Raw genomic sequence first — 19,494 nt, forward strand, 5'->3', positions numbered from 1 at the left:
GCTCAATTGCGTGACATCATGGCCGACGGCAGCCAGGTCGCCAGCTCCGGCACGAGGACGAGAATTACCACTCCCAAAAGCATCAGGAGAAACATCGGCAGCGCTGCGCGCGAGATATAGCCGATGCCCCGCCCCGTCATACTCTCGACGAGGAACAGGTTGAAGCCGATGGGCGGCGTGATGAGCGCCATCTCGCCGACCAGCACGACAAAGACGCCGAACCAGATCATGTCGATCCCGGCGGTACGGACCAGCGGCTCGATCACCGCCATGGTCAGAACTATCATCGAGATGCCGTCCAGAAAGCAGCCAAGCCCGATGTAGAACAGGGTCAGGATCGCGATGAGCAGTGCCGGCGACAGCCCGAGCGTCCCGATCCATTCGGCGAGCGTCCTGGGTAAGCCCGTAAAGGCCATCGCCTGGGTCAGAAGGGCGGACCCGGCAAGGAGCAGCATGATCATCGAGGTGGTCTTGACGGTTCCCGCAAGCGCCGCCCTCAGACTCGCTACACTCAGAGTCCGCTGAAGCGCCGACAGGGCGAGCGCACCGATCACGCCGATAGTCGCTGCCTCGGTCGGCGAGGCGATTCCGAGATAGATCGATCCGATCACAAGAGCGATCAGCAGCACGATCGGCGTAAGCCTGCCCAATCCGATCAGCTTTTCGCCAAAAGTCGCCGGCGCTTCCCGCCGCGCCCGACCTTCCTGCGTGACGATACCCCAGATGAAAATATAGAGCAGAAACAGACCGGCCAGCATCAGGCCCGGAAGAATCCCGGCGATGAACAACCGGCCGATCGATTCCTGCACGGTCACGCCATAGATGATCATCGTGATCGAAGGAGGAATCAGCAGCCCGAGCGTGCCCGCTCCGGCAAGCGTGCCGGCGCTCAGGGAGTCCGGATAGCCACGACTGCGCAATTCCGGCAGCGTCATCTTGCCGACCGTCATGAGCGTCGCCGCGCTGGAGCCCGAAATGGCCGCAAAGGTCGAACAGCCAACGATATTGACATGCAGGAGGCCGCCGGGGAGCCGCCGCATCAACGGAGACAATCCGGCAAACAGCGTTTCCGACAACTTCGATCGGAACAGGATCTCACCCATCAGGATGAACAAAGGGAGCGCCGATAGACCCCACAGCGAGGTGTGCGACCAGATCGTCGTCGCCATTGCGTCGCCGATCGGCCGATCGGTGAACAGGATCATCGCCGCAACGCCGGTGCCCAACAGGGCCATCCCGATCCAGACGCCCGGCGCAAGCAGGAAGACCAGAACCAGGAGGAGCAGCCCTGTGGCGCCAAGTCCGTCCATGATCTAGGCGTCCGGGACCGTCTCGGCCGGGTTCTCGAGCCCGCCGACGGCCACGGCCTTGACGACCGCGTGGACAAGCGCGATCGCGAAGACGCTGAAGCCGACTGCCATCGGGAGTTGCGGTATCCAGATCAACAGGTCGTCGGAACCGTCGCTGCGCTCTTCGTAGAGATAGGAAACCCAGACCATCCGGCTCACGTAGAACGCCAGGTAACAGGCCAGCCCTGTCGAGATGGCGAGGGTCAGAAGTTCAAATGCAAACCTCCGCCGGCCGCGGAAACGGTTGATGAGCATCGTCACGCGGATGTGGCCGCGCTCGGCGAAGGTGTAGGTCAATCCGAGCGCCCCGGCCGCCGCCATGCAGTATCCGGCGGACTCGGTCAGTCCCGGAACAAAGGCGCCGGCGATCCGGCTGCCGATATTGACGAGGACCAGCCCCGCGATCAGGACGATGAACAGGGCGGCGAGAACGCCGCAGGTGCGATAGAAGGCGTGAAGCCAGCGATCCAGGACATGCAGCAGACGCACAGGCGTTGCTCTTCTGCGTCGCGTCAGGCAGCGGCCGGCACGCCCGGCCGCCGCCCGCTTCTATCCTATTTCCGGTAGGCCTCAATCAATTTCTGGCCATCTGTCCCGGCAGCCTTTGCCCAATCGCCGCCAAGCACCTGGCCGATCTTCTTGAACTGGGACTGTAGCTCCGCGCTCGGTTGGACGACCTCCATGCCGTTCTTCGCCATCGTCTTCTTGTAAAAATCGTTGGTCGGCTTCATGGCCTCCCACACCGCCTTTTCGGTCCTGGCGGCTTCGGCCAGGACGACCTGTCTGGTCTTGCCGTCCAACTTGTCCCAGGCGGCCTTGTTGACGACTACGGCGCTCTTCGGCAGCCAGGCGTTCACTTCGTAGAAGTATTTTGTGTAGTCCCACATTTTGCGGAACACGCCGATTGCGCCGGACGCGATCATGCTCTCGGCAATTCCGGTTGAAAAAGCCTGGCCGATCTCCGTGGCTTCCGTCTTGGTCGGAATTGCACCCATGAGCCGCGCCAGTTTCGCCGTCGTCGCGTCGTAGGCCCGGAATTTGACGCCTTTCATGTCGGCGATGGTGTTGATCGGCTTCTTCGTGAACAGCCCCTGGGGCGGCCAGACGGCGGTGAACAGAAGTTTCATGCCGCGCTTCTCCAAAGCGGCTTCCAGCGCCGGCTTCGACACCTGATACAGCTTCCACGCCTCTGCCGCGTTTGTGGCAAGGAATGGCACGGTATCGACACCGAAGATCGGGTCTTCCTTGGAATGGGCGCCCATGTAGCGGGCGCCGATCGGTACCTGGCCGGACCGGACCGCGCGGAGGATCTTCGACGCTTTGTAAAGCGACCCTGATGGATGAACGACGATGGTGAGCTTGCCGCCGGAATTCCCGGTCACCGCCTCGGCGAAGGCGATGTAGCTCTTGGTGATGAAATTCTTTGCGGAATAGCCCGCCGGCATGTCCCATTTTTCGGCGGCAGCGGCGGAAGTGGCGACAGCGGCCGCGGTCGTCAAGGCAAGGGCGCCGACGGGCAAGAGGCGAACGAGGGATTTCGGGGTCATGGTTTGCTCCATCACGATGGTTCTGCGGTTAGGGTTCGATGACAAAGAGGTCTCGCGGGAACTGAGTCAGCAGTTCACAGCCGTCCTCAGTCACCCGCACGCTGTCGCTGAAGCACATCCCGAAATCGTCCAGGAAAAGAGTCGGGATGACATGAAAGGTCATGTTGGGTTCCAGCACCAGCGGATCGTCCGGCCGGATAGCGTAGATGTGCCCTTCCGACCAATTCGGCGGAAAACCGATGCCGATGCCGTAGGCAGCCCGGTGCTTGAAGTAGCGTCCCAGCCCTTGCCGCTCGACGACTTGCCGGCATTGCTCATCGACCTCGCCCGACGTGCGGCCGGGCCGAATGCTCTCGACAGCCGCCTCGAGCACACCCCGCAAGGCGTCTGCAGCCTCGCGATGACGCGCTTGCGGCTCTCCCACCACGACCGGGCGGGACAGCATCGCGTGATAGCGATCGATGCAGCCTGCCGTTTCCAACAGCACCACGTCGCCGGCCTCGACCGTCCGCCGACGCCACATGGCAAAGCAAAGCGCTGTCGTCTCTCCGGTCACGACCAGGGGCGGATGGCCCAGATACTCGCTGCCCGCCGCAATACTCGCTTCAAACATTGCGGCGGCGATGTCGTTCTCGGTCTTGCCCGGTGCAACCGCCTTTATGGCGGCGTCGAGACCGGCCTCGGCGGCACGGGCGGCCCGGCGCATGCGCTCGATCTCGGCGTCGTCTTTGGCGGGGCGCGAGGCTTCGATGACCCCTGTCCAGTCAGCGAAAGGCCCTGCGTCCGAGGCCATCAGGCGCGTGTAGTCCTGCGCGGTGAGATACCAGGATGTCGTCTCGATCCCGAGGGGCGCGCGGCCGCCATCCTTGAGAAAAGCGATCAGGCGCCCGATCGGGTCATCCGTGTCCGTAACGGCCGCGACATCTCCGATCGTGGGATGGGCCAATGCCAGGTCGCGGTTGACGAACCGGGACACCAGAGTCGGCAAGCCCGTCGCGCTGACATAGAGCGCCTGAAAGGTGAAATAGCCGATCGTCTGATAGCCGGTCAGCCAGTAGATGTTCTCGGGGTCGAACAGAAGGCAACCGGCGAGTCCTTTATTTGCCAGATCCGATTGCACGGAGGCGAGCCGCGCCCGATAGGTTTCGATCGGGAACGCGAGAAGGTTCCATCGATCGCGGGTTTGCGGTGGGGCGCTGGTCCCACTGTCGAGCATGGCGCGGATACTCGGTAGGGCGATTGCCGGGTTTCCCCACCATAGCCGCAATCATTTCATAGCTAAAAATTCATCTTTTTCGCTATATACGAAAAAAAAGTTATAATCTTGAGCGGGAGGATCGGCCATGGATCTGAATATTCGCCAGGTCGAGGCGTTCAAGGCCACGATGGAAGCCGGCTCCGTGACTGCGGCGGCGCGCCGCCTGAATGTGAGTCAACCCTCGGTAACCAAACATCTGCGCCGGCTTGAGGACCATCTGGGCGTGGCGCTGTTCGACAGGGTCGGCAACCGGCTCCAGCCGACCGCGGCGGCACAGTCCTTCTTCGACCAGATCGAGCGGACGTATCTCGGGCTCGATCATCTGTCGCGTTACGCCGATGACCTGAAAAACGACCGCCACGGCGAGATCGTCATGGCGGCAATGCCGCTTATCGCCCACAGCTGGCTGCCGGACATTACGGCGACATTCCTGAGCGACAATCCGAATGTCTCGATGTCGATGCCGGTGCGAAGCTCGCGATGGATCATGGAATGGGTCGCGGCAGGCCGGGTCGAGTTCGGGATCGGACTTTCGAGCGGCAGCGACAACGGTGTGTCGAAGGACTTGTTGATGTCGGTCCCATTGGTCTGTGTGTATCCCGCGGCTCATGCGTTTCAGGGTCTCCCGGTCGTCGACTCCACGCACCTGGATCGACAGACCCTGATTTCGCTTTCGAACTTCGATCACCGGCGCCTCGCGGTCGAAACGGCGCTCGATGATCGCAGCATCCGGCCCGGCCGCCGGATTGAGACATTCACCGCCTATTCCGCCTGCGAACTCGTTTCCGGAGGGGTCGGTATCGCGATCGTTGATGTGCTGACCGCCCTGAAATATGAAGGGCCGGCCCTTAAATGGGCCACTTTCCGGCCGACGTCGACATTCGAAATATTCCTCATGAGGCCGCGGTACTGGCGCGCTCCGACGCTGACGCAGAATCTTATCGATTTGATCCGCGACCATGCTGAAGCGACGAATGAGAAACTTCGCTCCTTGTGCCCGGGCGGGTAGGGCACCGACCGTCCACCGATGACTGTAATGGGTCGATATTCTCGATAGAGTCGGTTGAGGTTTTCGGGCTGACGCGATTCGGTTTTGCAGGTTTGTACGACCCGGAGCCGTATTGACGATGGGACGCCAGGAGACCCCGTCCAGTAGCGGCAGGCGGCCGCGCTGGGCCGCGACTCCGGCGATGCCGACGGGCGCGGCCGGCTCCGCCGGTTCGACGCAAATCGACCCGGCTGCCCGGCTCCGGTAGGTCGGCAACGCGGCTTTCGGCCGCCGCCGGCTCGCACTTCAAACCGAACCGCGACTCAACGAAGGAGACAATCCGGCCGGGAAAATTTCGGCCGGAACCGCCCATTTGGGTGGGGACAGGAAACGCGGCAGTCCGGATAAGGCGCCTTCACCGCCAGAACACCGGAGTCGCGCCATGCCAAACCGAACGACCGCGGCCCTCGCCGCCTGTGCCGCTTTCCTGTTCGCCGCTTCAGTCCAGCCTGCCGCAGTCAGGGCGCAGGACGGTTCGATCGTCGCCGGGGCTCACGGGAGCACGCTGGGCGCCGGAATTTCGCTCGGATACGACATCTCTCCCGCCTTCTCGGCCCGGGCCGTGGCCAACTATTTCAGTTTCGACAGAAAAGAATCCAGCGCCGGCAACCAGTATTCCGTCGACGTGCAACTTCTTTCTTTCGGATTGCTGGGCGACTGGCATCCGTTCGAGAACGGTTTCAGGGTCACGGCCGGCGTCCTGTACAACGGGAACAAGTTTACGTTCGCCTCCCGTACAAGCGAATTCGGCGCCGGCGATACCGACGACTACGACGGCAACTTGAAAGCGGAATTGGGCTTCAATGCGGTGGCGCCCTATCTCGGCATCGGATGGACGAGCGGACGGGCGGACGGATCCGGTTTCTCCTTCTTCGCCGATGCCGGCGCGATCTACCAGGGCGCGCCCAGGCTTTCGGTTTCGGGCCGCGCGGAGGTTGGCGGTTCTTCGTGCAGTTTCAGCGTTTCCGAAAGCGGCCGGGCAACGGTTCGGGGGGATTGCAGCGACCAGGCTACTCTGAGCGCCGATCTCGAAAAGGAGCACGCGGACCTCAAGGGGCAGTTGGACAATTTCAAGTTTTATCCCGTGGTGATGCTGGGCGTTACCTACCGGTTTTGAGCGCGCCGCGACGGAACCCCGCCCGCCGCCGCCAGTCTGAGCAACCCGGCCGGGCCTACCTGCCCCGATCGCCCGGCGGCAACTGAAGCAGGAGCCGGACCAGATCGGCCTGGCGGGCCGAATTCGTCTTCGAGAGGACGTTCTTCAAGGTCCAGCGCACCGTATTCTCCGAGCGGCCGAGTTCGCGCGCGATATCGCGAACGCTCCTGCCCGTCCCCAGGAGGACGGCAACGCGGCTCTCGGCAGGTGTCAGGCCGAGCGCGTCGCCGACCGTTTGCGGGTCGAGCCGTCCGGCGTCCGGATCGCGGATCAGCACCAGCGCCGCCACACGTTCCGCGCCGAAATCGGCACGGCCGGGCGTTACGGGATGGACATGGAGGATGAGCGGCAACCCCACCGGACGCTGCGCCGACATGGTCCCGCCGGCCGGAATGCCCCCGATCCGCGGCAGGGCTCCGGACACCAGTCTCCGGAGCCGTGCATCGTCGCGCGGCGCGGCGGCGCGCAATTCGCCCCGCCATTCGTGGATGCCGTCCCGATCGCGCAGCATCCGCTGTGCCGTGCGGTTGGCCGAGACGACGTTTCCCCGGCGGTCCAGAAAAACCGCGCCCGGCGCAGCGTTCTCCAGCAACGCGGTCGCATCGGCGTAGGCATGGGACTCTGACGTCGCCAGTTCCCGGCGGACCCGGACCGCCTGGCGGATATGGGGCAGCAGGGCGCGGATCCGCTTCAGCTTGTCCGGCTCCCAGCCAGCCTCGCCGTTCGCCATGGTCCAGAACAGGCAGCCGTCTTCGGGGCGGCCTTCGGATTTCCGGTCCACCACCACCGCCATCTGGTCCCGGCAGTCGTATTTCGGCTGGAACTCGTTGTACATGAGGGACGACTGTTTCTCGGCCGGCGTGAACAACTCCTCGTTGTGGGTCAGCCGCCAGGCCGGCAGCCTGCCGATCCGCGGCACGTTCTCGCTGAACGGCGCGTAGTTGGCGGCCCAGTCCGCGACGATTTCCTGGTGCGGGTCGCCGTCGATATAGCACGCCGCGAACACCGCCTCCGGGTCGCCGTCGCCGTTTGCTGCCAGGGCCGTGAACTGGCCGCCGTTGAGCGCGCACAGCCGGTCGATCGCCCGGAAGGCGTCGCCCCAGCGCGCGTCGTCGAAAGCGGCGTCCAGAAGCGTTTCGACCGTCCGTTCGAACGGTTCGTCTGTCCGGCCGGCCGTCACCCCGGCCCCGTCTCCGGGACGAGTCCGTTCCCTGTCGCAGTCGTATGTGGGCCGGCCCTCCCGGCGCATTCAAAGCGCATCACCAATTTGCGACCCCGTTCAGGAGCGGCAGGCGGCCGCCTTGGGGGGAGAACCCCGGCAGCATTGCCGCAAGCATCCGAAGATAGACGCCCTCATTGACGAGGCGCTTCCCCAGCATTGGGGAGATTCGGAAACGATTCCCGGAAGTTTTCGGGGAAACCGGCGCGCCCGGCTCCGTCGGATTAATCCAAATCGGCCCGGCTGCCGGCCGGGTACGGAATCAGCCCCGCCGCCCGCGGGTCGGGGATCGTTTGCGTCTCCTGTTTGTAGGGGACGAAGCCGGCGCGCTGGTAGAGGGGCAGGGCGCGGGGGTGGTCGTGGGTGCAGGTGTTCAGCCAGAGCCGCTCCGGCTCGTGGGACCAGGCGATGTCGATGATCTCGTGCAGCAGCCAGACGCCGAGGCCCCGGCCGATCGCCTCCGGCACCAGGCCGAAATAGGCCAGCTCGATCTCGCCGTCCCGCCGCCGGTCCAGCTCCGCGAAGCCGGCCGGCGCGCCGCTCCGGTAGAGCACGTAGAGGTCGACCCGCTCGTCGGAGACGATGGCGTCGAGCGCCGCGTCGTCCAGCTTGCGTCGGGCGTACCACAGCCAATCCGCGCCGACCCGGTCGTAGAGATAGCGGTAGAAGGCGACGCCCGGATCGCCCGCGCGCATGAGCGCGACGCCCTTTGGCCGCGCGAAGGACGGGCGGGTCGGCCGCGCCGTCATCTCCAGCCAGGTGATGGTGACGTCGAGGGTCGCTTCGGCCGCTTCGGCGCCGGGGCCGCTTTGGGCGGCCGCCTTCTTCGCCGCCGCGTCATCGTCGAACCATTTCTCGAACGTCGCGACTCCGGATTCGGCGTAGCCGAGGGCGTCGTAGAAGGCGCGGACCGGCGCATTGTCCGTGCGCACCATAAGTTGGACCTTCGGCGCGCCGGCCCGTTTCAGCCATGTCTCGGCCCGGCGCATCAGGCGGCGGCCGAGGCCGTTGCGCTGCACCTCCGGATCGACCGCGAGATAATAGACCCAGCCCCGGTGCCCGTCATGGCCGGCCATGACGCTGCCGACGATGGTATCGCCGAGTTCGGCGACGAAGAGTTCCGCGGTCGGCGTTTCTCGGCAGCGTTTGAAGTCGCCGGCGGGGTCGTTCCACGGCCGGGTCAGCCCCGCCTTGTCCCACAGGGCGGCGATGGCGTCGAAATCGCGGTCGGTGCAGGGCCGGATGCGGGCGAGGACGAGCGCGTCGGCCATCGTCGGCGGATCAAATGCCGATCGGGGGCCGGTCAGGGGCCGATGGCGACCGGTGCGTCCGGCTGGGCCGCCCATTCGCTCCACGATCCGTCATAGACCGCGACGTCCCGGTGGCCGAGCAGATGCAGGCCGAGCGCCAGCGTGCAGGCCGAAACGCCCGAACCGCAGGTCGCGACGACCGGCTGCGCGAGATCGATCCCGGCATCATCGAACGCCGCCTTCAGCCCGTCGGCCGGCAACATCGTGCCGCTCTCGGCGTCCTGCAATTTCTGGAACGGCAGGCTCAGGCTGCCGGGGATATGGCCGGAGGGCAGGCCCGGCCGCGGCTCCTTCGCCTCGCCGGTGTAGCGGTCGTAGGAGCGGGCGTCGGCGACCTGGCGGCGGCCTTCGGCCACGATCTTGCGCATCCGGGGCAGGTCCCGCGCCATCGTGTGGTCGACGCGCGGCGTGAAATGCCGTTCCTGGGGCATCGGCGGCAGGGCCTCGGTCGGCCGGCCCTCCTTCAGCCATTTCGGGAAGCCGCCGTCGAGCACGGCGACGTCGCCATGGCCGAAGCGGCGGAACATCCACCAGACCCGCGGCGCGCTGAAAATCCCGGCGCCGTCGTAAACCACGATCCGGTTGCCGTCGCCGAGGCCCAGCTTGCGCACCCGCGAGGAGAATTTCTCCGGGCTCGGCAGCGTGTGGGGGTAGGGCGAGTCGGTGTCCGCAATCTCGTCGATATCGAAATAGACCGCGCCGGGAATATGGGCGTTGGCGTATTCGGCCTTCGCGTCCCGGTTCATCGCCGGCAGGTACCAGGAGGCGTCGACGACGCGTACGTCCGGCGCATCCAGATGCGCGGCGAGCCAGTCCGTCGAGACGAGGGCGGTGGGATTGGCGTAGGTCATGCGCGTGTCTATCCCTCCAGCCATGCCGGCACGGGCAGGTCCTTTTCGCGCAGGAAGGCCGGGTTGAACATCTTGCTCTGGTAACGGTTGCCGTAGTCGCACAGCACTGTGACGATGGTGTGGCCCGGCCCCATCTCCTCGGCGAGGCGCACCGCGCCGGCGACGTTGATGCCGCTGCTGCCGCCAAGGCACAGGCCCTCCTGCTGCAACAGGTCGAAGCAGTAGGGCAGGGCCTCGCGGTCGTCGATCCGGTAGGCGTGGTCGATCTCCAGCCCCTCGATATTGGCGGTGATCCGGCCCTGGCCGATGCCCTCGGTGATCGAGTCGCCCTCGGCCTTCAACTCGCCGTGGACGTAATAGTGCCACAGGGCCGCGCCCATCGGGTCGGCCAGGCCGATCTGGACGTGCTTCCGGCGCTCGCGCAGCGCCATCGCCACGCCGGCCAGCGTCCCGCCGGAGCCGATGGCGCAGATGAAGCCGTCGACCGTGCCATCGGTCTGGTCCCAGATTTCCGGTCCGGTCGTCCGGTAGTGGCCGTCGCGGTTGGCGACATTGTCGAACTGGTTGGCCCAGATCGCGCCGTTCGGCTCTGTCTCCGCGAGCTTCTCCGCCATCCGGCCCGACACCTTCACATAATTGTTCGGATCCCGGTAGGGCGCCGGCGGCACCTCGACCAGTTCCGCGCCGCACAGGCGCAGCATGTCCTTCTTCTCCTGGGACTGGTTGTCCGGAATGACGATGACCGTCCGGTAGCCCCGCGCGTTGCCGACCAGGGCGAGGCCGATGCCGGTATTGCCGGCCGTGCCCTCGACGATCGTGCCGCCGGGCCTGAGCGCCCCGGAGCGCTCGGCGTCCTCGATGATGGCGAGGGCGGCGCGGTCCTTGACGGACTGGCCGGGATTGAGGAACTCGGCCTTGCCAAGGATGGTACAGCCGGTCGCTTCCGACGGCCCCTTCAGTCTGATGAGCGGCGTGTTGCCGATGGTGCCGACAAAGCCGTCGTTGATGGTCATTGCGCGGGCACACTCCCGAAGGTCCGAAGAATGCGGCACCCTAGCCCGGATTTCTCGCGCCTGTCACGGGCGCCGTCGCGAAAGGCATTCGATTTGCCGGCAGTTTTGCACGCCAGCGCGGCACCCTCGACGGAACGCAACGGCACTCGGCCTATTTTGTAGGGGAGGGTTTCAAACCCTCCCCTACGGCCGCCGGAACGGAGAGGCCACGGGCGCGAGGGCACTGCGCCCGGATCGCGCTAGCGGTCCAGCCACGCCGCGCGCAGGCGCGCGCGGTTCAGGCACAGCCATTGCAGGGCGACGACGGTGATGGCGTTGCGGATCGCGCGGCCGTCCAGCGCTGCGCGAATCTCGTCCATGCTGCACGGAAAGGCGCGGATGTCCTCGTCCTCGCCGGCAAGGCCGAAGATGCCGCCCGCGCCGGCGAGGTCGCAGCGGCCGCAGAACAGGGCGATCCGCTCGGTGCACGCGCCGGGGGTCGTGTAGATGTCGGCGATCGGTTCGAGTGCGCCGATTTCGATCCCGGCTTCCTCAGTCGCCTCGCGCCGCACCACGTCTTCCGCGCTCTCGCCCGCCTTGTCGATCATGCCGGCGACGATCTCGATCTGCCACGGATCGGGGTCGCCGGCGGCGAGCGGGCCGGGCCGGAACTGCTCGATCAGGAGAACCTCGTCGCGCGCGGGATCGTAGGGCAGCACGCCCGCCGCATGGCCGCGCTCGAACATCTCGCGCTCCAGCGCCGGGCTCATCGAGCCGTCGTGGCGGGTATGGCGCAGGGTCAGCAGGTCGAGGCGGAAATAGCCGTGCCAGCCGGTTTCCCGCGCCAGCAGCTCGGCTTTCCGGCCGGGCCGGATGTGTCGTCCTGACAGCAATGTGAAACCCTGCTTGGGAAAAATCTGCGGCGATCGCCGGGCGGGCAACCATATGCCGTCTATCGGCAGCGGCAAGGCGCAAGGTGTCAGACCATGACGGACGAAACCGGGGCAGGCAGGACCGGTGCAGGCAGGACCGAACGGATCGAGTTCGAAGGCTCGCAGAACGCCAGGCTGGCGGCGCGGCTCGACCTGCCGGAGGGCGAACCGCGGGCCCATGCGCTGTTCGCGCACTGCTTCACCTGTTCGAAGGATGTCTTCGCGGCCGCGCGGATCAGCGCCGGCCTCGCCGAACGCGGGTTCGCCGTCCTCCGGTTCGATTTCACCGGCCTCGGCGCGAGCGGCGGCGATTTCGCCAACACCAACTTCTCGTCCAACGTGCAGGACCTGGTCCGTGCGGCGGACTGGCTGCGCGCCAACCGGCGGGCGCCGGACCTGCTGGTCGGCCATTCCCTCGGCGGGGCGGCGGTGCTGGCGGCGGCGGGGGACATCCCCGAAGCCCGGGCGGTCGCCACGGTCGGCGCGCCCGCCGACCCGGCCCATGTCGCGCACAATTTCCGGGCGGACATCGAGAGGATCGAGGCGGACGGGGAGGCCGAGGTCCGGCTGGCCGGCCGCACCTTCACGATCCGCCGGCAGTTTCTGGAGGATATCGCGGGCCAGCGGCTGGCGGAGCGCATCGCTGCCCTGAAGAAGGCGCTGATCGTGTTCCACGCGCCGCTCGATGCAACCGTCGGCATCGGGAATGCCGGCGCGATCTTCCAGGCCGCGAAGCATCCCAAGAGCTTCGTATCGCTCGACGACGCCGACCATCTGCTGACCCGGCGCGCCGACGCGGCCTATGTCGCTGACGTGCTGGCGTCCTGGGCGGCCCGCTACCTGCCGAGGCCAGAGGCGGCGGAACGGCGGCGCCTGCGGCCCGAACCGGGCGAACTGATCGTCTACGAGGCGGGGACCGGCAAGTTCGCCCAGATCGTCGATAACGGCGCGCACCGCCTGCTGGCGGACGAGCCGGAGTCCTTCGGCGGCACCGATACCGGGCCGACGCCCTACGGCTATCTCGCCGCCGCGCTCGGCGCCTGCACGACCATGACGCTCCGGATGTACGCCGACCGCAAGGGCTGGCCGGTCGAGCGGATCGCGACCCGCGTCCGCCACGACAAGATCCACGCCAAAGACTGCGCGGACTGCGAGACCCGGACCGGCAAGATCGACCGGCTCGGCCGCTCCATCGAGGTCCGGGGCGATATCGACGAAGAACAGCGCGCCCGCCTGGGCGAAATCGCCGACAAGTGCCCGGTCCACCAGACCCTCGAGCGCAGGAACCTGATCGAGACGGAAATCCGGCAGATGACGGAGTAGGGGCAGGGCGCAAAAATCGGTTGGCGGACGCGAGTGACGACCGCACATCGAGAACGCTCACGAATTCTCAATCTTGCCGCCCCGGATTTAATCCGGGGCCCAGGGCCGTAGGGTAGGGCCGTGCCGGGCGACTCTGGGCCCCGGATCAAGTCCGGGGCGACAGCGAGGTGTAGAGAATCATATCGGCCAGCGGGACGGGGGCACGGCGCAATGAACTACTCCGCGGCTTCCCTCGCTTCCGCTTCGGCGAGCCTCAGATACCCGTCGCGGGTCTGGGGCAGCTTGCGGCCGAGGATGCGCGAGGCGACCAGCGTGCGCAGGATCTGCGCCGTGCCGCCGGCGATGGCGAACATGCGCGCGTCGCGGACGTAGCGCTCCATCGGATTGTTGCGCGAATAGCCGGCCGCGCCCCACAGCTGCAGGGCGTTGTTGGTGACCTCGATCGCCAGGTCGGCGGCCATGACCTTGGACTGGGCCGCGGCCGTCGGGTCCGGGAAGCCGGTGCCGCTGGTCTCCGCGCTGGCGGCGGCGCGCCACAGCATGAGCCGGGCGGCGTCGAGCCGGATGCTCATGTCGGCGAGCATCCATTGCAGGCCCTGGAACTCGGCGATCGGCCGGCCGAACTGTTCGCGGCGCTGGACGTAGTCGAGCCCCCGGTTATAGGCGCCGGCCGCGAGGCCGAGCGCGACCGTCCCGGCGCCGACCCGCTGGCTGTTGTAGGCGTTCATCAGGTCGGCGAAGCCCTTGCGCAGGCCGCGCGGCGGGATCACCATCCTGTCCGGCGCGATCTCCATGTCCTCGAAATGGACCTCGGTCTCGGGAATGCCGCGCAGGCCCATCGCCGGTTCGCGCCGGCCGGTGCGCAGGCCCGGCGTCTCGTCGCGGATCGCGATGAAGCCGCCGATGCCCTGGTCCTCGCCTTCGGCGTCGAACACCCGGGCGAAGATCAGGTGCAGGCGCGAGACGCCGCCGCCGGTGATCCAGTGCTTCATGCCGTTGACGACATAGCGGTTGCCCCTGAGCTCCGCCCGCGTCGTCATGTCGGTCGCCGCGCTGCCGGCCTCCGGTTCGGTGATGCAGATCGCCGGCTTGTCGCCGTCCAGCACCAGGCCGGCGGCCAGCTTCTTCTGGTCCTCGCTGCCATAGGCCATGATCGCGCCGATCGCGCCCATGTTGGCCTCGACGGCGATCCGGCCCGACGGGCCGCAGACCTTCGCCATCTCCTCGATGACGAGCACGGTATCGAGGTAGCTGCGCCCGCCGCCGCCATAGGCCTCGGGGATCGTCATGCCGAAAAAGCCGGCCTCGGTCATGTCGCGGACGTTGTTCCACGGATAGGCTTCGGTCCGGTCGATCTCCGCAGCGCGGCCGGCGAAGACGCCTTCGGCGAGTTCGCGGGCCTTTGCCTGGAGCGCGAGCTGGTCGCGGGAGAGCGAGAAATCCATGTCGGGGCCTACCGGATCGCGGCGCTGGGCAGCAGGGCGACGCCCTGCATGGCCATCTGTTTCACGGCGGCGTCGAGCGAACCGTCACGGTCGATGGCGGCGCAGGCGTCCTCGACGACGACGGTATCGAAGCCCTGGGCTTGGCTGTCGAGCGCCGAGTAGGCGACGCAGACGTCCGTCGCGATGCCGGCGAAGAACAGCCGGCTCAGGCCGCGCTCGCGCAGATAGCCGGTCAGGCCCGTCGGTGTCTTCCTGTCATTCTCGAAGAACGCCGAATAACTGTCTATTTCGCTTCGGAAACCCTTGCGGATGATCAACTCGGCCCGCGCGACGTCCAGATGGCCGTGAAACTCGGCGCCGCGGGTGCCCTGGACGCAGTGGTCGGGCCACAGGGTCTGGGCGCCGTAGGGCATCTCCACCGTGTCGAAGGGCGCGCCGCCGCGATGGTTGCTGGCGAAGCTCTTGTGGTCGCGCGGATGCCAGTCCTGGGTCAGCAGGACATGGGCGAAGCGGGCGGACAGGGCGTTGATGACGGGCACGATCGCATCGCCCCGGTCGACCGCGAGCGCGCCGCCCGGGCAGAAATCCTTCTGCACGTCGACGACGATCAGGGCATCGCTGTGCCGGTCGATCACCGGATCGCTCATGGCCGGCTCTCTGCTCCAGATGGGTCGGCGAAACGATCTGCATTGTCCGCCCGATGGCCGCACTGTTCAAGGCCAAGCGAGGGCGCATTGCAGCAGGGGCTTCCCCGGCGGGCCGCATCCGCTATGTTCGCGCAATGAGCGAAGCAGGCAATCCAGTGACTTCCATCAGCGACGGCACTGAAAAGGTTGGAGCCATCATCGCCCGATGGGAAAACCCGGCGGCTCGAAACGAGTGAGCCTTCAGATGTTTGTCGATGAGCTGCGCGACTTGCACGACGTCGAGGCCTTTGGTCGAGCAGGCGTTGAGTATATGTATACTTACTTTGCGGAACTGTAAGTCAATGTCGATGGAAGAACAGTTTCAACCAATCCTTTTGGAAGACCACAGTCTAGAAGAAATCGTTCAGTTTCTGATGGCAGGAGCCCCGGTTTACCGGACAAGGGAAGAAGACTTTTGTCTAGACACCGACGACAAGCGCAAGGTCTTTGCATTCTATTACCGCAATCGTCAACTTTGGCCTAGCAAGAAAAATGTTCAGTCTACGGAAGTCGAGAGCCTCCTTCAGGCGCTTGAAGATAACCTACCAACGACCATTGCTCAGCCACAGGCTGCGGCGGCTGAAAAGCCAGTCTGGCATCTTGAACGGGTCGCGATACATCGATTCGGCGGATTGCATCGGCATATAGGACCGAATGGCGAAGACCCCGAGGATTTCATTTTTGATCTGACCAAAGAGATTACGCTGGTAAGCGGCTTCAATGGCGCTGGGAAATCAGCCTTATTGAGCGCAATCGTTTGGTGCCTGACTGGGAAGGCGCTCCGCTCTCAACACATGCCACGCGAGGTACATCAACCGATACCCGTTGATTGGTCGACTGAAGATGAAGAAACCTACGAAGGAGGTGATGCGCATCCTGATATTGCAATACCGCCTATTGTTCCCGTGCCAACGGCCGAAGACCTCTCGTTGCTCGGCGACATGCCCAAACTCGATACGCGTGTTCAGCTTGATTTTAGGCGAGAGAATTCCGGCGAGGTGTGCCGTGTCTCCCGCCGGCTAGAGCGCTCGGGAAAGAAATTTTCGGTGCCGGTCGAGGGTCTCGATTTTCTCGGTCTGCCTTCCCTCGCAATAGAAGCTGGAACGCTTATGCCAGGTGTAGCCGCGCACATGCGTTTCGACGAAAAAACAGATCTTGCGCAAGCTGTTTCACAGCTCACCGGTCTCAAGCCGTTGCAAGAACTCGGTCTCCGTACCGAACGGCTGCTAAACCGCCTCCGCGATAAGGAAAAACAAGCAAAGGAAAAAGCGCGCGACGAAAAATTCGACCGATTCAAGATTCAACATAAGACGCTCAAAGAAGGTTGGGAGGAGCATTCTGACCTTGGAGAATTTCCGAAAATCCTGCTTCCTGGCGAAGTGATCGAGGTTAGTGAAGATCAAAGCGCTTCCGAAAGTATGGCCGATTGCCAGTCGACACTAGCGGCGGCGCGGACGCGGTTGAAGGAAATGAAGTTACTTATGTCTCATGATATAGAGACAATTCTTGGACAAAAGATTGAATTTTCGACGCAGCGCGAAGTCGACTCGATGGTCAGCGCACTCGACAACGCGGCGGTCCAGATCAGTGGCAAAGCTCTACAGCAGTTACCGAGCATAGGTACTCTTTCCGGTATCGGTCAAATTTCTGACGAAGACGCAGCCATTGCCGCGAATGCCATTCAAGATGTTTGTGGTCGCGCCCAAGCGCTTTCCAGTAGACTGGAAGATGAGCGGCAGGCCGTACGCTGGCGTCTCTATGCTCGTGTCGCATCGTGGCATCGGGAAAGTCACCCGGATGAAGATTTCTCGAACTGTCCTATATGCGGCTCCGATCTCGAAAACGTCCCCGATGATGCCCTTCTTGATATCTCTGTGAAAGCAGCGCTTGACCAATGTCGTCGAACTGATAGCGACGTTGCGAAAACTTCTAAGGAATGGGAACGAGACGAATCGGCTGCTTTCTTGGATGCGCTTCCTGTAAGTGTTCGCGGTTATGCGGATATGGCACTACCTGGTACGTTGCTAGCCTTATGCCACAAGGGCTATGTTGAAGAACTGCTCGGACAGGAGGCATTTTCAGGTAGACTACGGCCATTGCAGGAAAAAGGAAGTGCCCTTTGGGCACTGGTTACTAGCGAGGTCCAACTGCCCGTTGTTCCTAGATCGGTGGAAAGCAATTTGCCGACCCTCCTGGCGGGAGGAAAGTTGCAAAAAAGGGTTACTGCGATTGCCCGTGTTCTCATGATGCGTGCGCATCGAGAAAACGCTAGCGATGCTTTTAAATTGCTCTTGTCCAAGTATATCGGTACCGTGAAGATTGCGGATGATGTAGCCGAACGATCGACTGAAGATGTAGCGCTGCAATTTGACAAGAAGGAAAGGGAGCTGGAACAAGCGCCGCGTAGGGAACAAATTAAGGCTTTACGGCGTGCCGCTCAAAATACGCTGCCGATCATTTCTTTGATCCGGCAAATTGAAGATCTGGAAACCGTGCGAGTGGAGTGGAATACGCACGAGTATCGACTGTCGCTATTACGTCGCGCCGCAGATGCGGTCGAGCCCTACCTGATATTTCCGGAACTCGTTTACGAACGCGTTTCCGGTCTCATCGAAATGCTTGACCGTGATACAGGCAATTGGCTAGGCAAAATTTATCGACCACATTATCTGGGAGGACCATCCTATGGGGGATTTGAACCGGACGACGACGGTAAGTTCGGTCTGCGTGCCGGTATCGGCAACATGCGGGTACCTGCACACCAAATAATGAATGCATCGCTCCTTCGGGCCTGTATCTGGGCGTTCCTCTTCGCCTTCTGGGAACACGTTCGTAAGCATTCGGGATGTATCAGCAGCTTCCTGCTCGACGACCCACAAACACACTTCGATCCAATAAACAGCGAAAATCTAGCAGCTGTATTTCCACAGATGCCACAACGCGGCATGCGCCCGCTGATTGCTTCAAACGATGTACGTTTCGTTGCGTCCGTGCAAGATAAACTGCCTTCTTCTGCGTCAGATAGCCTGACATGGACGGCGCAACGGCTCGACCCAATTTCGTCGTCGAAACTTACAGCATCTCTTAGCCCCTCGGTAGAAGAGATTCGCGAGAAACGAGACCGTTGGCGAGAAGACGAAAACAATGTTCCCAAAGCACAAGATTTTGTCGAATGCGTCAGGGTAGATATAGAGAATCGGCTTTGGAATCTTCTTGCAACTGATCCGCTTGTATTGCATTCTCCGACGCTTGCAGATTTGCTGGGACAGCTTCGCCATGCGCGCAACGGGGGCGAACGCCCGTTCGAGGAGCCTCCGTTTGAGAAGCTACTCTCGCACCAAGCGCTACGCCACTCACACATATTTTACAAGATCATTAACAAAGCCCATCACCAACTGGTAAATATCACGCCGCAAGACGCGGCGGACGTTCACAGAGAATACGAAAGTGTTCATAGCATACTACGCAGCTGTACAGCCGCTTATGCGCGGTTCCTTGGCCGATTGACCAACGAAGATCGCAGCCATATGCTCGCTGATGCACCTGTTGCCCCGGCGCCTGCGATTGTGCCTAATTTGGAACTTCCGGTACTCGGCGAATTGGCTGCGCGCAGTAATTCCGATATTCTTGCAATCGAGAGAGATCAGGAGCAGTTTCAATTAAGCTCTCTAGGCGACATTGCATTATATGTGATTCGCGGCTCTACATTCGGTACTTTAGCACTTCCGGGCCAGATTGCAATTGTTTCACTAGAAAGGGAAGCTGAAGAGGGAGAGACTGCCATTGCGTTGTATCAAGGAAAGGCATTTGCGCGGCGCATTCACCGAGACCGCAAAGATCTTTCCCGGACTCTACTTGTCTCGGACCTCTCTGGATCGGAGAACGTACCTCCTTCAATGTTAGTTCCTACAACCGCAACTCGCGCAATGCCAATTATAGGTGTGCTGTACGATACGCGGACAGTTGTGGGTCGTGATGAAGCTGTAGTTGTAGAGTCCAGTGATACACTTACTCGAAACTTAGCGGTAGCGCGTATTGTTGAGGACAGCGCGTACCCTGTAATTCGAAATGGTGATTTGGTTCTCATAGAAGAAATTGGGAATATCTCGAGATCAGAGATGGATAAGCTTGAAGAGAGAATTGTTGCCGTTACCGCACGTAGTGATGGCGAGAGTTTTGGCTACCTTAAGCGTCTTGGACAAGAGATTGGAAACGGCGTACGCATTTACGAGAATATAGGTCTTAATGGGCAAGCCGTTCCGATCGCCGAGAGCGAATTACTAAGTGGAGGTAGAATACACTGCCTTGAGCGGCTTTGGCGAGTTCACGGTTTTCTGAGGGGTAATTGAACCCGGCCCTTAGGAGGCCGACGGATTTC

At 63.2% G+C, this 19,494-nt stretch carries 16 protein-coding genes; 5 read left to right on the plus strand and 11 right to left on the minus strand.

Annotated features, from left to right (window positions below; all coding sequences use genetic code 11):
- Positions 1–2: 2 nt before the first annotated feature.
- The 4 genes from OXM58_15260 to OXM58_15275 all read right to left on the minus strand — a co-directional run bounded on the left by OXM58_15260 (position 3) and on the right by OXM58_15275 (position 4,112).
- The gene (locus OXM58_15260; GenBank protein MDE0149728.1) at positions 3–1,310 is read right to left on the minus strand and encodes a TRAP transporter large permease subunit; all 1,308 of its coding nucleotides are present in this window, start codon (positions 1,308–1,310) and stop codon (positions 3–5) included.
- A gap of 3 nt (positions 1,311–1,313) precedes the next feature.
- The gene (locus OXM58_15265) at positions 1,314–1,838 is read right to left on the minus strand and encodes a TRAP transporter small permease subunit (GenBank protein ID MDE0149729.1); all 525 of its coding nucleotides are present in this window, start codon (positions 1,836–1,838) and stop codon (positions 1,314–1,316) included.
- A 65-nt stretch (positions 1,839–1,903) separates the two neighbouring features.
- Entirely contained in the window at positions 1,904–2,896 is a 993-nt protein-coding gene (locus OXM58_15270) for a TRAP transporter substrate-binding protein (protein ID MDE0149730.1), read from the minus strand.
- A gap of 28 nt (positions 2,897–2,924) precedes the next feature.
- Complete coding sequence (locus OXM58_15275) at positions 2,925–4,112, minus strand: Xaa-Pro peptidase family protein (GenBank protein ID MDE0149731.1); 1,188 nt, start codon at positions 4,110–4,112, stop codon at positions 2,925–2,927.
- Positions 4,113–4,239: 127 nt separating this feature from the next.
- Here OXM58_15275 and OXM58_15280 point away from each other — a divergent pair, with 127 nt between their 5' ends.
- Both OXM58_15280 and OXM58_15285 read left to right on the plus strand, forming a co-directional pair.
- Positions 4,240–5,163: a LysR substrate-binding domain-containing protein gene (locus tag OXM58_15280; GenBank protein ID MDE0149732.1), complete on the plus strand. Its 924-nt coding sequence runs from the start codon at positions 4,240–4,242 to the stop codon at positions 5,161–5,163.
- Between the two features lie 421 nt (positions 5,164–5,584).
- On the plus strand, positions 5,585–6,319 hold the full coding sequence (locus tag OXM58_15285) for a hypothetical protein (GenBank protein MDE0149733.1): 735 nt from the start codon (positions 5,585–5,587) through the stop codon (positions 6,317–6,319).
- Between the two features lie 55 nt (positions 6,320–6,374).
- Here the strand turns inward: OXM58_15285 and OXM58_15290 are convergent, their stop codons facing one another.
- From OXM58_15290 to OXM58_15310, 5 genes are all read right to left on the minus strand, one after another.
- Complete coding sequence (locus OXM58_15290) at positions 6,375–7,538, minus strand: LuxR C-terminal-related transcriptional regulator (protein MDE0149734.1); 1,164 nt, start codon at positions 7,536–7,538, stop codon at positions 6,375–6,377.
- Between the two features lie 263 nt (positions 7,539–7,801).
- Positions 7,802–8,848: a GNAT family acetyltransferase gene (locus OXM58_15295; GenBank protein ID MDE0149735.1), complete on the minus strand. Its 1,047-nt coding sequence runs from the start codon at positions 8,846–8,848 to the stop codon at positions 7,802–7,804.
- Between the two features lie 32 nt (positions 8,849–8,880).
- Positions 8,881–9,762, minus strand: a complete 882-nt coding sequence (gene sseA, locus OXM58_15300) for a 3-mercaptopyruvate sulfurtransferase (protein MDE0149736.1) — start codon at positions 9,760–9,762, stop codon at positions 8,881–8,883.
- Positions 9,747–10,751 (minus strand): cysteine synthase A, encoded by a 1,005-nt coding sequence (locus OXM58_15305; protein MDE0149737.1) that lies wholly within the window; start codon positions 10,749–10,751, stop codon positions 9,747–9,749. Before OXM58_15305 ends, sseA begins: the two co-directional genes overlap by 16 nt.
- Before the next feature lie 239 nt (positions 10,752–10,990).
- The gene (locus tag OXM58_15310) at positions 10,991–11,623 is read right to left on the minus strand and encodes an NUDIX domain-containing protein (GenBank protein ID MDE0149738.1); all 633 of its coding nucleotides are present in this window, start codon (positions 11,621–11,623) and stop codon (positions 10,991–10,993) included.
- Between the two features lie 93 nt (positions 11,624–11,716).
- Between OXM58_15310 and OXM58_15315 the strand changes: the two genes are divergently transcribed.
- Positions 11,717–12,985, plus strand: a complete 1,269-nt coding sequence (locus tag OXM58_15315) for an alpha/beta fold hydrolase (GenBank protein ID MDE0149739.1) — start codon at positions 11,717–11,719, stop codon at positions 12,983–12,985.
- Between the two features lie 215 nt (positions 12,986–13,200).
- Here the strand turns inward: OXM58_15315 and OXM58_15320 are convergent, their stop codons facing one another.
- Entirely contained in the window at positions 13,201–14,430 is a 1,230-nt protein-coding gene (locus OXM58_15320) for an acyl-CoA dehydrogenase family protein (GenBank protein ID MDE0149740.1), read from the minus strand.
- 8 nt (positions 14,431–14,438) lie between these two features.
- The gene (gene pncA, locus OXM58_15325) at positions 14,439–15,077 is read right to left on the minus strand and encodes a bifunctional nicotinamidase/pyrazinamidase (protein ID MDE0149741.1); all 639 of its coding nucleotides are present in this window, start codon (positions 15,075–15,077) and stop codon (positions 14,439–14,441) included.
- Positions 15,078–15,130: 53 nt separating this feature from the next.
- Here pncA and OXM58_15330 point away from each other — a divergent pair, with 53 nt between their 5' ends.
- Both OXM58_15330 and OXM58_15335 read left to right on the plus strand, forming a co-directional pair.
- Positions 15,131–15,313 carry a hypothetical protein gene (locus tag OXM58_15330; protein MDE0149742.1) on the plus strand — a complete coding sequence of 61 codons (183 nt, stop codon included), beginning with the start codon at positions 15,131–15,133 and terminating at the stop codon, positions 15,311–15,313.
- Positions 15,314–15,424: 111 nt separating this feature from the next.
- Positions 15,425–19,465 (plus strand): ATP-binding protein, encoded by a 4,041-nt coding sequence (locus OXM58_15335; protein MDE0149743.1) that lies wholly within the window; start codon positions 15,425–15,427, stop codon positions 19,463–19,465.
- The last annotated feature ends 29 nt before the right edge of the window (positions 19,466–19,494 follow it).

It is taken from the genome of Rhodospirillaceae bacterium (genome assembly GCA_028819475.1).
Lineage (GTDB): Bacteria > Pseudomonadota > Alphaproteobacteria > Bin65 > Bin65 > Bin65.